This window comes from Streptomyces platensis, assembly GCF_008704855.1.
Taxonomy (GTDB): Bacteria; Actinomycetota; Actinomycetes; order Streptomycetales; family Streptomycetaceae; genus Streptomyces; species Streptomyces platensis.
Map to the genome: position 1 here is coordinate 8,091,533 of NZ_CP023691.1, position 11,627 is coordinate 8,103,159.

11 protein-coding genes and 1 pseudogene are annotated in these 11,627 nt (G+C 71.1%); 5 read left to right on the plus strand and 7 right to left on the minus strand.

Annotated elements, in window-relative coordinates; all coding sequences use genetic code 11:
• The first annotated feature begins 186 nt into the window (after positions 1-186).
• Complete coding sequence (locus CP981_RS35775; protein ID WP_085927601.1) at positions 187-447, plus strand: hypothetical protein; 261 nt, start codon at positions 187-189, stop codon at positions 445-447.
• A 102-nt stretch (positions 448-549) separates the two neighbouring features.
• Here the strand turns inward: CP981_RS35775 and CP981_RS35780 are convergent, their stop codons facing one another.
• The gene (locus CP981_RS35780) at positions 550-1,050 is read right to left on the minus strand and encodes a MarR family winged helix-turn-helix transcriptional regulator (RefSeq protein ID WP_085928707.1); all 501 of its coding nucleotides are present in this window, start codon (positions 1,048-1,050) and stop codon (positions 550-552) included.
• Positions 1,051-1,102: 52 nt separating this feature from the next.
• Here CP981_RS35780 and CP981_RS35785 point away from each other — a divergent pair, with 52 nt between their 5' ends.
• Positions 1,103-1,777 (plus strand): TIGR03086 family metal-binding protein, encoded by a 675-nt coding sequence (locus CP981_RS35785; RefSeq protein WP_085928708.1) that lies wholly within the window; start codon positions 1,103-1,105, stop codon positions 1,775-1,777.
• A 166-nt stretch (positions 1,778-1,943) separates the two neighbouring features.
• A complete protein-coding gene (locus CP981_RS35790) occupies positions 1,944-3,188 on the plus strand; it encodes a cytochrome P450 (RefSeq protein ID WP_085928709.1) in 1,245 nt (414 codons plus the stop codon).
• A 44-nt stretch (positions 3,189-3,232) separates the two neighbouring features.
• Here the strand turns inward: CP981_RS35790 and CP981_RS35795 are convergent, their stop codons facing one another.
• The 6 genes and pseudogenes from CP981_RS35795 to CP981_RS35820 form a co-directional block, all read right to left on the minus strand.
• Positions 3,233-4,432 (minus strand): MFS transporter, encoded by a 1,200-nt coding sequence (locus tag CP981_RS35795; RefSeq protein ID WP_085928710.1) that lies wholly within the window; start codon positions 4,430-4,432, stop codon positions 3,233-3,235.
• Between the two features lie 131 nt (positions 4,433-4,563).
• On the minus strand, positions 4,564-6,369 hold the full coding sequence (locus CP981_RS35800; RefSeq protein ID WP_085928711.1) for a M4 family metallopeptidase: 1,806 nt from the start codon (positions 6,367-6,369) through the stop codon (positions 4,564-4,566).
• A gap of 609 nt (positions 6,370-6,978) precedes the next feature.
• A pseudogene (locus CP981_RS35805) lies at positions 6,979-7,808 on the minus strand (IS5 family transposase).
• Between the two features lie 44 nt (positions 7,809-7,852).
• The gene (locus tag CP981_RS35810) at positions 7,853-8,143 is read right to left on the minus strand and encodes a hypothetical protein (protein WP_085926554.1); all 291 of its coding nucleotides are present in this window, start codon (positions 8,141-8,143) and stop codon (positions 7,853-7,855) included.
• 239 nt (positions 8,144-8,382) lie between these two features.
• Positions 8,383-8,634 (minus strand): hypothetical protein, encoded by a 252-nt coding sequence (locus tag CP981_RS35815; RefSeq protein WP_042158299.1) that lies wholly within the window; start codon positions 8,632-8,634, stop codon positions 8,383-8,385.
• A 192-nt stretch (positions 8,635-8,826) separates the two neighbouring features.
• The gene (locus CP981_RS35820) at positions 8,827-9,951 is read right to left on the minus strand and encodes a PP2C family protein-serine/threonine phosphatase (RefSeq protein ID WP_085926555.1); all 1,125 of its coding nucleotides are present in this window, start codon (positions 9,949-9,951) and stop codon (positions 8,827-8,829) included.
• 466 nt (positions 9,952-10,417) lie between these two features.
• On the opposite strand from CP981_RS35820, the gene CP981_RS35825 reads away from it, so the two are divergent.
• Positions 10,418-11,341 carry a DMT family transporter gene (locus CP981_RS35825; protein ID WP_085926556.1) on the plus strand — a complete coding sequence of 308 codons (924 nt, stop codon included), beginning with the start codon at positions 10,418-10,420 and terminating at the stop codon, positions 11,339-11,341.
• Between the two features lie 53 nt (positions 11,342-11,394).
• Positions 11,395-11,610 carry a hypothetical protein gene (locus CP981_RS35830; protein WP_208853032.1) on the plus strand — a complete coding sequence of 72 codons (216 nt, stop codon included), beginning with the start codon at positions 11,395-11,397 and terminating at the stop codon, positions 11,608-11,610.
• Positions 11,611-11,627 lie beyond the last annotated feature (17 nt).

An 11,627-nucleotide genomic window follows, 5' to 3' on the forward strand; every position in this document is an offset into this window, starting at 1 on the left:
GGGATCGCCGGCGGGGGCGCTGCCTTCTCTCCGTTGCCAGCGGTACCCGTACACGGGAGGGAGGGGCGGCGGGTTGATCAATTACTCCAACTCGCCCAATTCACGACGTGTCAGGTTTTGGGAGATTCCGTAAAGGTGCATCCTGAAAAGGTCGATATACCCCTTTGATCCTCTCGAGGAGCAGACATGCGCATCCGCGCCGCGATCGCAGCCAGCGCCCTGGCCACCACCATCGTCATGGGCGGTGCGAGCGCCGCCCTGGCCTGCAACATGGGCAAGGTGCAGAAGGACCGTCACCACCACCACTACAAGCACCACCACGGCCACGGCCACCACGCGTCCTGCTGGCTCTCCGCGGGTGTGCTCGACCATGTCGGGCCGGTCTTCAGCGAGGGCTGCGAGCGCAGCGGCTGGGGCTGGGGCGGCGACGACGGCCGCCGTCGCTGATCGCTGAGCTTTTCCGGCCGGTGCCGGCCGAACGGACCCACAAGTCCGTTCGGCCGGCACCGTCGGCATGTGCGGGCCGCGCTGCGCCGCCCGCCCGGCGGGTCAGGTCCGGGACGACCCCCGGCCGGGCTTCCGCGCCGTCAGCTCCGGCGATGTGTAGAGCGTGTGCAGCGCCCGCAGGAGGGCGGCGCGATCGGCGGGCGGAAGCTGGGCGAGCAGTCGTTCCTCGCCTTCCTGGATCGCGGCCTGTGTCGCGTCCCGCAGCCGCCGGCCCTCCGCAGTGAGGGACAGCAGGCGCACCCGGCGGTCCGCCGGATCCGGCTGACGCCGGATCAGCTCCCGGCGCTCCAGGTCGTCCAGGACGGCGATGATGCGGGTCTTGTCCGCCCGGATGGCCTCGGCCAGCGCCGCTTGGGTGCGGATCGGCGTCTCGTCGAGGTGCAGCAGGACCGCGTAGGCCCACATCGTCAGACCGTGTGCGTCAAGGACCGGCTGCTCGGCCGCCATCAGCGCACGGCCCAAGGGCACGACCATCGCCGCCAGGTCGGGACGGGGTGGCCGCCCTTCGGATGGGGCGTCCTTGTCGGCTGCGTTCTCGGCCATGGTCACGAAAATACCCGTTGACAATTCATGTGCCTGAGCTGATCGTAAGCACATGCATACGAATCCTGCGGGTGCGTCCGCACCGCACACAGACTTCGCCGACCTCAGGCGGCTCCACGCCCAGGCGGTCCGGGACAGCGTGACCCTGGTCCAACGGGTGACCTCTGGCGATCTGTCCCGGCCGACCCCCTGCTCGGCATGGACGCTGGCCGATCTGCTCGCCCATATGACCGCCCAGCACCACGGCTTCGCGGCGGCAGCGCGGGGAGAGGGGCGGGAGTCGGTGCACTGGGCGGTCCGGCCGCTCGGCACGGACCCCGTAGGGGAGTACACCGCCGCGGCAGGGAAAGTCATTGCCGCCTTCGCGATCGTGGAGGGCCCGGACCAAGCGTTCGCCCTCCCGGAATTCAGCGCCGGCCGGACCTTCCGCGCCGCCCGCGCGATCGGCTTTCACCTCATCGACTACGTGGTGCACAGCTGGGACGTCGCCCGCACCCTGGGCCTGGCGTACACGCCGGCCCCGGAACTCCTGCGGGCCGCCCTGCCGATAGCCCGCGCCGTCCCCAACGACGACTCCCGGCTCGCCCCGGGCAGTGCCTTCCGGCCGGGGCTGACCGCCGACGAGGATGCGGACACGCTGGAGCAGATCCTGGCGGCACTCGGCCGGTCGCCGCGCTGGCGCGGCCCGGAGCGGGGAGAGGTCGCTCACGGCGTCGGCCGCCACTGAAGGCGACCGAGTGGCGAACGGCGGTGCCGTGCATCCGGGCGGTGCGGGTGGTGCCGGGCGGGCGGTGCGCTCTGGACGGGCACCGGACCGTGCTCTAGCGTCAACCGCCGGCCCCGTGCACCACCGTCCGAGCCCGATCGCCGCTCAGAGAAGCCGAGGACGTGTTGTGACCACTCTCCCGCAGCCGCCCGACATCCTGTCACCGCACTTCGCGGCGGACCCCTACCCCGCGTACCGCGTTCTGCGGGAGCACTACCCCGTCTTTCACGACCCGGGCACCGACAGTTTTCTGCTCTCGCGGTACGAGGACGTGTCCCGGGCCTTCCGCGATCCGGTGTTCACCGGCGACAACTACGAATGGCAGCTCGAACCGGCGCACGGCGGCCGGACGCTGCCCCAGATGAGCGGCCGTGAGCACGCCGTACGCCGGGCCCTGGTGGCCCCCGCCTTCCGGGGCCGGGAGCTGCGGGAGAAGTTTCTGCCGGTCATCGAGCGCAATGCACGGGAGCTGATCGACACCTTCCGCGACGCGGCGGAGACCGATCTCGTGGCGCGGTTCGCGACCCGCTTCCCCATCAACGTCATCGTCGACATGCTGGGGCTGGACCGGGCCGACCACGACCGCATCCACGACTGGTACGGCTCCGTCGTCGGCTTCCTGGCCAATCTGGCCCAGGACCCCGAGATCGCGGAGGCCGGCCTGCGCGCCGGCCGGGAGCTCGCCGACTACCTCCTCCCGGTCATCCACGAACGGCGGTCCGCCCCCGGCGACGATCTGCTCTCCATGCTCTGCACCGCCGAGGTCGAGGGCACCAGGATGAACGACCAGGACATCACGGCGTTCGTCAGCCTGTTGCTCTCGGCCGGCGGCGAGACCACGGACAAGGCCCTGGCCGCGCTGTTCCGCAATCTGCTGTGCCACCCGGACCAGTTGGCCGCCGTACGCGCCGACCGGTCGCTGATCCCCGCGGCCTTCGCCGAAACGCTGCGCTTCACACCACCGGTGCAGATGATCATGCGTCAGACCGCCGCCGAAGTATCCCTCAGCGGTGGCACCATCCCCGCGGGCGCCACCGTCACCTGTCTGATCGGCTCCGCGAACCGCGATGAGCGCCACTACACCGCGCCGGACACCTTCCATGTCCTCCGCGACGATCTGACGCCCACCACCGCCTTCAGCGCCGCCGCCCAGCACGTCGCCTTCGGCCTCGGCCGGCACTTCTGCGTGGGTGCGCTCCTGGCCAGGGCCGAGGTGGAGATCGCCGTCAATCAGCTGCTCGACGCGTTCCCCGCGATGGACTTCGCGGACGGTACGCCGCCCACCGACGCGGGGGTTTTCACCCGCGGGCCGGAGCAGCTGCGGGTGCGGCTGGTGCCGGCGGACGACCGGGCCCGGGCGAGCGAGGGCTGACGGTCCGCCAGGAAGGGCGGTGAGGTTCCGGTACCCGGCGCCGGTCAGTTCTCGTCGGCCGGCGGGTGCCGCAGGACGTAGAGGCCGACGGCGACGGCGAGCACGATGAGACAGGCGGAGAAGGTCAGGCCCGCGCCGCGCAGGCCGAGCACCAGGGTGAGGGCACCGACGCCGACCACGGGCAGCGAGATGCCGAGATAGGCGACGAGGAAGAAGGCCGAGATGGTGCCGCCGCGGTGCGCGGGCGGCGCCGCGCGGCCCACCGCGGTCAGCCCGGCCCGGAACGCCAGGCCCTGGCCGACGCCGCCGCACACCGCGCCGATGACCAGCAGCGGCAGGGAGGTCACCGCCAGCGAGGTGGCCACCAGCAGGAGGCCCAGCACCAGCACCAGGCAGCCGCCCGGCAGCGCTCGGCGGACGCCGATCCGTTCCGTCAGCGACTGTCCGGCGGTGGAGCCGAGGAACACCGTGAAGACGATCAACCCGGCAACGGCCAGATTGTGGTCCCCGAGAGTATCGGCGACGAAGCTCGGGGCGACCGCGGTGAACAGTCCCAGGAGGGCGAAGCCGGCGAACGCGGCGACGGCCGCGGGGGTGAAGACGCCCCGCACCTCGGGCGGGAGCCGCAGGCCCTGGGGCCGCAGCCGGTGGAGGCGGTGCGGAGTGCCGACGGTCTCCGGCAGGAACCAGGTCACCCCGGCCGCCCCGGCCACCAGGAGGAGATGCACCAGAAAGGGCAGCACCAGCGGCCACGGCGCGTACTGGGCCAGCAGCCCGGACAGCAACGGGCCGCAGCCGAGGCCGCCCATGTTCGCTGCGGTGGCGGCGAACCCCGCATGCGCTTCCTGGCCGGGCCGGGCGAGCTCCAGCACGGCCGCGGTGGCGGCGCCGCTGAACAACCCGGCGGCGAAGCCGGACAGCACCCGGCCGAGCAGCAGCATCGGCAGCCCGCCCTCGAACACGAAACACAGCGCGCTCGCCGCCGACAGCGCCAGCGCGCACAGCAACACCGGCCGCCGGCCCACCTCGTCGGAGACATTGCCGGCGAGCAGCAGCACCGTGATCACCCCGAGGGCGTACACGGCGAAGACCACGGTCACGATCAGCTCGGAGAAGCCGAGCTGGGCGCGGTAGAGCCCGTACAGCGAGGTGGGCAGGGTCGTCCCGGCCATGCCGACGGCGAACACACCCGCCGCTGCCGGATAGCCGAGCCGCCGAGTACCGCTCGTGCGATCGATGATCATGGCGTCAAACGTAGGCTTCCGCCGCCACCCCGTCGAGGACCCACCGGAGGGACCTCAGGGAGCGGGAAAAATCCGAGCGTGGTACCCCCGCGGTCGGCGGGGGCACCACGCAGGGCCCGGTCCGGGACGGATCAGTGCTTGCCGGAAGGCTTGTTGGAAGCCTTCACATTCACGGCCGCCCAGGCCTTGTCCACCGTCTTGTACTCGGTGCTCTTGGCGCCGTACATGTCCTTGGCCGCGCGCAGGGTCGCGGTCCGGGCGTCGTGGAAGTCGGTCGTGGAGACCATGTACCGGGTGAGTGCCCGGTAGAAGATCGCCGTCGCCTTCGTCCGGCCGATGCCGGTCACCTTGGAGCCGTCCACGGTGGGGGAGTTGTAGGCGACCCCGCCGATGGTCTTCTTCCCGCTGCCCTCGGCGAGCAGGTAGTAGGCGTGCGAGGAGACGCCGGAACCGGCGTGCACCTCGGTGTCGTAGGACGCCTTCGACCAGTAGTCGACCGTGCCTTCGAGCTTGTCGAGGGACGGCTTGTCCAGGCGGCGCAGGAACTTCTGGTCGAGACCGAGCTTCTCGCCCATCAGGTAGTTCGGCGGGTTCTTCGGGTTGTTGGTCGCGAACTCGACCGCGCTGCCGAAGATGTCCGCCAGCGACTCGTTGAGCGAGCCGGGCTCACCGAACTGGTTGCCCTCGATGTCCACCCGGGTGGGCTGGAGGTTGGCGGTCGCGTCGACCACGCCATGGGAGAGCTCATGGCCGGTGACGTCCAGGACGACCAGCGGCTTGGCGAACGTCCGGCCGTCACCGTCGCCGTAGAGCATGCAGCCGCAGTTGGGGGACCAGAAGGCGTTGCCGACCTTCTTGCCGAAGTGCACCAGGGCCCGGGCCCCACGGCCGTCGTTCTTGATGCCCTTGCGGCCGAAGGTCTTCTTGTAGAAGTCCAGGGTGCTGGCGACGCCGTACTGGGCGTCGACGGCGGCGGTGGCCCGGTTGCTCGTGGTGCCGTTGCCCCAGCGGTTGGTGGTGCTGGTGAACGCCTTGCCGTCGGCGAACTTCTCCAGTTCCTTGTCGCCGGCGTCCCGGGTCTCGGTGTTGCCGCGGGTGGAGTCCTTCAGGGTGAAGGACTTCTTCGCGGTCTGGGTCGTGGACAGCGGCACACTGCCGACGAAGAAGGACGCGCCGGTGCCCTTGGCGGCGGCCGGGAATCCGGCGGACGTCGCCGTCTGACCCGCGGCGGTCGGGGCGGGGGTGGCCAGCCCGGTCGAGGGGTTCAGCCGCTCGCCCCGCGCGCGCAGCTTGCGCTGGAGGGCGGGCGACAGGAACGAGTCGTCGGCCTGCACGTTGCTGAGCACCGCACCGGTCGCCGCGTCGAGGACGACCGTACGGGCGCCACCGGACTCGGCGCTGCGGCTGTCGGTCACCTGCACCTGATAGGCCAGCGTCGTCCGGCCGTTGCGGGCGTCCACGACCAGTTCGGCGTCGCCGGCCTGGCCCTTGCCCACGGTGGCGGCCTTCGTCCGCGCCTCGCCGGCCGACAGCTTCGGGTCCGTGCCGGTCATGTCGACCTGATGACGGTAGGCCCGGGTCACGCCCTCGTACGCCGACTTGGCCGTCAGGTGGACGACGAGGTCACCGCCGAGCACCGGCATCCCGCGGTGGGTCCGGACGAAGCGGACATGCTGCCGGCCGTCCGGGTCGACGAGCGTGTCGGTGGCCTTGAGAGTGTCCTTCTTGCTGACTCCGGTGGCCGAGGCGTGCGCGTAGGAGGCGTTGCGTGCCGCGTCAACGACCTTCTGGAGAGCGGGAGTTGCGGAGGAAGCAGCAACCGGCGAGGCCGGCGGGGTCGCGGAGGCACTGCCCGCCACACCCGCTGTCAGGGTGGCGGCCGTCGTGACGGCGACCGCGATGGCCAGGCGGTGTCTGCGTATGTGGGGTCTACGCACTGATGTGGATCCTTAGTGCTGCGGGGGCGGTCGACTCGCCAACCGCCCGTACGCGCGGTGCTGTTGTGCACCACGGGGGCCGAGAGGCCCCGCGCAAACCCTGGTATGTCTGGCATGGGCATGTAAAGAGAAATGATCAGGAATCGCGTTTCGTGGACGAAATTTAACAATTGGTCAGCATTAAGTAGCCAGCAGGTGACCAACTGTGGTCCACCTGAGGAGACATGCGGTGGCGCGAAATGGTTGCTCGGAAGATGAGTGAAACTGCGGGCTGCTACGGGGGCGGTCTCGCCTGCGTCAAACGGCCCTCAGTGCGGGGCCGTTGGCATGGGGGAGCGCTCTCATTCCGTGAAGATCGCGACGATCTGGGCCGCGCCGTGATCCGGTCCGAGATGCGGCGGAGCCGACTGAAGAGAGGGACGGGGCCCGGCTACGGAAAGAAGCGGGCCCGGCTACGGAAAGGAGCGGGGCAGGCTACGGAGAGGTGGCGCGAGGAGGCTCGGTGCCACGGCGCGGCCGTCCCGCCCGGCGCCGCTCGTCGGGCCAGGGGACGGCCGGGTCAGGGGGCGGCCGGGTCCAGGGCGATGCCCTAGGAGTTGTCTTCAAATGTCACGCCCACATCAGCAGGGATGCGAGGGTGACGGCGGCTTGGTAGGACTCGGCAGTCTTGTCGTACCGGGTGGCAATGCCGCGCCACTGTTTCAAACGGTTGAAGCAGCGCTCCACCACGTTGCGCCGCTTGTAGAGCTGCTTGTCGAAGGCCGGCGGGCGTCCGCCGTAGCTGCCGCGGCGAAGCCGGTTGCGGATCTGGTCGGCCCGTTCGGGAATGGTGTGGCCGATGCCCCGTCGCCGCAGCCAGGTGCGGATGGCCTTGGAGCTGTAGCCCTTGTCGCCCAGTACGTGGGCGGGCCGGACCCGCGGGCGTCCTGGGCCGATGCGGGGCACCCGTATCGCCTCCATCACAGCGGTGAACTGGGTGCAGTCGTTGCTGTTTCCGCCGGTGACGGTGAAAGCGAGCGGGCGGCCCACGGCGTCACAGGCGAGGTGAATCTTGCTGGTCAGACCGCCTCGGGAGCGTCCGAGTCCGGAGCTTTGGAGCCCCCTTTTCGGGCCCCGGCGGCGTGCTGGTGGGCGCGGACGACGGTGGAATCGACGGAAACGAGCCAGTCGATGTCCCCCGCCTCGTCCGCCCTCGCCTGGGCGGCCTGCAGCATCCGCTCGAAGGTGCCGTCCAGGGCCCACCGGCGGAAACGGGTGTGCAGCGTGGCCCACGGGCCGTATCGCTCGGGCACGTCCCGCCAGGCCGTGCCGGTCCGGAACTTCCACACGATCCCGTTGAGCACGGTGCGGTCGTCCAACCGCTTCCGCCCCCGCAACGATTCAGGCAGCAGCGGTCGGACGAACTCCCACTCAGCATCAGACAGTTCATGGCGACGTATCACCCGACCATGATCCACCACCCGAGATCATTTGAAGACACCCCCTAGGGGTGAAACAGCTCCTCGAGAGAGGCGTCGGCTCGTTCTCCGCCGCGTACGGCTTCGACGACGGCCTGATGGAAGGTGCGGCTGGCCTCTTCGGAAGCGCATGGGACGGGGCTGCCGGCCATGGTGTACCACTCCGACGCCCCGGTGTACTGCACAGCTACGTGGGCCAGGTTCTCCGACCAAGTCGTGTGAATGGTCAGGTCACCGTTGATCACGCCGATCTCCGCGGTGTGAACCGCGCCAGGTAGGGCGTGGATCCCCACAGTGGTCCAAGATGCCCAGGTCATGATGTTCCCCTCGGCGACAAGGGCCCCGGCCGGCGGCCGGGCGCGGTGACTCAAGTTTGGCACTTGAGGTGCGGCAGCGCACCGCATGCGGTGCCACGGATTCCGCCTGAGGTGCCGAGACCGGGCCGGGCCCGGAAACCTCAAGCTATGTGAAGGAAGAACGTGCAGGTGTGGGCCCGGTGCCTGAGCGTCCGGCCGGGCGGAGCCAAGCGGCAGACCCGGCAGGTCCGTGGGGAAGATCAGTCGATGACCGTATGGAAGAAGGTGACGGCGGCACCGAAGGCGGCGCCGCCGACGAGGGTGGCGGAGGCCGGGGTGCCGCCGTTGAAGAAGGTGAGCACCCCGGCGGCGATAGCGGTGAGGGCGCCGAGGAGGAAAATCACGGCGGCGCGCTGACTCAGCAGGGTTGATCTGTTGTCGGACACATCAACTCCGATCTGCGCGGGAGCGAAGGGTCGCTCGGTGCGGATGCTGATGCTCTGACTGATCATCTCATCTCCCTTCCGGAATTTTCGGCAGCACACGACGAAATTCCCCAAGGGATGGAGAAAAGCCGCGATGTGGCGGCGGCCGGGGAGTGATGACGGGGAGTTATGCCGGGCGTCGGACGCCGTGGAGCGGTTGCGTCCGCGAATGGATGCCCGGTTGCGCCCGGCGTCGCGCCCCGCCGTCGCGCCGCCACATCAGCGGACGGGGCTGCTCCCCCTGTGCGGGGCCCGCATCCCGCCCGCCATCTGCCGGGTGACCGCGAGCACCGCCATATCGTCGTCGCGCGGGCCGCCGGTCCAGCGCTCGACGTCCCGCACCAAGCGGTCGATCACGTCCTGTGGCCCCCGGAACGGGCCGTGGCCCGCCAGCTGTGCCGCGGGATCGTAGAAGCGGCCGGTGGCGTCGCGGGCCTCCGTCACGCCATCGGTGATCAGCAGCAGGGTGCTGCCCGCCGGGAACGGCCGGTCGGCCGGGAGGGTCCGGTCCACGCCCAGCGTGCCCATCCCCAGCGGCAGCCCCGGATCACCGGCCTCCAGGACGCGTACCTCGTCGTCGTGGCAGAGGTAGGGCGAGGGGTGGCCGCAGTTCAGCATCCGCAGGCCCGCGGCCCCCGGGAGGACTTCGCAGAGCAGGGCCGTGATGAAGCCCTCCAGCCGGTCCTCCTCGGAGGTGTGCTCGCTCTCCCGCAGCAGGGCGCGCTCCATCCGGTCGGCCAGCGTCGCGAGGTCCGGCTCCTCCTCGGCGGCCTCGCGGAACGCGCCCAGCAGCACCGACACCGCGCCCACCGCGCCCAGCCCCTTGCCGCGCACATCGGCGATCAGCAGCCGGACGCCGAACGGGGTCCGCTGGACGGCATAGGCGTCGCCGCCGATCCGGGCCTCGCTCTGGGCGGCCTGGTAGCGGGCGGCGACGGCCAGCGGGCCGATACGTTCCGGCGGTGCGGGCAGCACGGCACGCTGGGCGGCCTCCGCCACCGAACGCACCACGTCCAGATGGCGTCCGTGGCGGGCGATCACCCGGTTGACGCCGACCCCCATGAGCGCGGCGAAGAGGGTGTTGATGAGCTCCAGATAGCCCACGATGTCGCCAGCTGTGCCATCCTTCACGGTCAGCGCGAAGACGCCGCCGACGATGGCGGCGCCGATGGCGAGGGTGTGCCGCAGGGAGAGCAGCGCACCGGCCATCACGCTGGCGGCCGTCAGCATCGGGTCGCCCCAGTAGTCGGCCGGTGAGAACGCGTCCCAGACGAGCCCTCCGGCGACCAGGACGCTCGGAGCGAACTCGACGTATCGGGGCCATCGGGGGGCGAGGGAGGGCATAGGCATTCCTGACCAGCGGTCCATGTCGGCTAGCAGGAATATGCCTGTTTTCGGAAGTTTTATACCGGGGGTGCGGTGGTCGGCACACGCCGTCGCGGCCGGTGCGTGGGCTACCCGCGGTACACGGGTTGCGGGGAGGTGGGAGGCGGGGGGCGAGGAGCCGGGGGGCCGGGGGCAGCGGGACATGCCGTGGTCCGCGCCGGTCACCTCCTCGTGCGGCAGGGCGCCGCCGGGGAATCGCCCCCGAGCACCTGGTGGCGCAGCAGGTCGGCGAGCGGGATGCAGCCACCCCGGCACCCGGGAGGCATCCGTCCGGCTCAGCGAATAAGGCCCTCCGGCGCCCGTGTCGCCGGGCCGTCCCGTTGGCCGCCGGATAGCGTCGAAGCCCAGTACAGCGCCGCCCCGCCGCTGCCCGGCCACCACGGCGCGGGCCCCCGGTGCCGGGTGGCCGACGAGGAGGTAGGCCGTGACCACGTGGCCCGCCGTACTGTTCGCACTGCTCGCGGCGGCCAGCAACGCGCTGGCCACGGTCCTCCAGCGCCGGGCCGCCCGTACGGTCCCGCTCTCCGCCGGACTGCGCCTGGGGCTGCTGGTCGACCTGCTGCACCGGGCCGTCTGGCTCGGCGGGATGCTCGCGGTCGTCGCCGCGGCCTGCTTCCAGGCGCTGGCGCTGTCCCAGGGGGCGCTGTCGGTGGTGCAGCCGCTCTTCGTCCTCGAACTGCCCCTCGCCCTGCTCATCGGACGCGTCCTCCTCGGCGGACGGATCCCCCGCTCCGGCTGGGTCGGGGTGGCGCTGCTCGTCGTCGGTCTCGGCTCCGCCCTCGCCGCCGCCGCGCCCACCATCGGCACCACCCACGCCCCCTTCGACCGCTGGGTGCCCGCGCTGGCGGTCTGCGCCGCGGTGATCGTCACGGCCGTCGGTGCCGCGATCCGGCGCGGGGCGGGCGGTGTACGGGCCGCCTGCTTCGCCGGGGCGACCGCGGTCGGCTACGCCCTCACGGCGGCCATGCTGAAGGACGCCACGCATGCCTGGCAGACCGGCGGCCCCGCCGCGTTCTTCAGCACCTGGCAGACCTATGGCTTCGCCCTGACCGGCGTGCTGGCCATCTTCCTGCTGGAGAACGCCATGCAGTCGGGCCCGCTGACCGCCTCGCAGCCGGTCCTCACGCTCGGCGACGCGCTGCTGAGCCTGTCGCTGGGCGTCACCCTCTTCGACGAACGGGTACGGACCGGCTGGTGGCTGCTGCCCGAGGCGGTGGGCGTCGCGCTGGTCCTGTGGGGCGCGATGCTGCTCTCCCGTGTGGCGCTGGCCCGGGACCTGACAGGTACTCAGGACGAGGCGCCGACAGCCGTCCGCGAGGGTACGGGGCCCGGGCCGGCGGACATCTGAGCACGCCGCACGCCGCCCGGAGCTCCCGGGCCCGGCGGCTCCCGGGCCCGCCCGTGCCCGGGAGCCGCCGCCCTCTGCACCGTGCCAACCGGACCGAAGATCTCCTCCTGCACGAGGCGACCAGCACCTTGCTGCTCGCCCTGAGCGACGGTTTCGGCATCCGGCTGATCCTGGGCGACCCCAAGATCGACCTCCCCGCCGCGCAAGCGGCCATCCGGCGGGCGGTGGCGGGAACGCTCGGCGTCCCCGACAGCTTCCCGGAGATCTGAACCATGTGATCATTTCC

Bases quoted from the DNA above. Each gene is read 5' to 3' on its own strand.
- CP981_RS35795 (WP_085928710.1), bottom strand. From the start codon at position 4,432: ATGATCATCGATCGCACGAGCGGTACTCGGCGGCTCGGCTATCCGGCA.
- CP981_RS35780 (WP_085928707.1), bottom strand. From the start codon at position 1,050: ATGGCCGAGAACGCAGCCGACAAGGACGCCCCATCCGAAGGGCGGCCA.
- CP981_RS35775 (WP_085927601.1), top strand. From the start codon at position 187: ATGCGCATCCGCGCCGCGATCGCAGCCAGCGCCCTGGCCACCACCATC.
- CP981_RS35785 (WP_085928708.1), top strand. From the start codon at position 1,103: ATGCATACGAATCCTGCGGGTGCGTCCGCACCGCACACAGACTTCGCC.
- CP981_RS35810 (WP_085926554.1), bottom strand. From the start codon at position 8,143: ATGACCTGGGCATCTTGGACCACTGTGGGGATCCACGCCCTACCTGGC.
- CP981_RS35820 (WP_085926555.1), bottom strand. From the start codon at position 9,951: ATGCCCTCCCTCGCCCCCCGATGGCCCCGATACGTCGAGTTCGCTCCG.
- CP981_RS35815 (WP_042158299.1), bottom strand. From the start codon at position 8,634: ATGATCAGTCAGAGCATCAGCATCCGCACCGAGCGACCCTTCGCTCCC.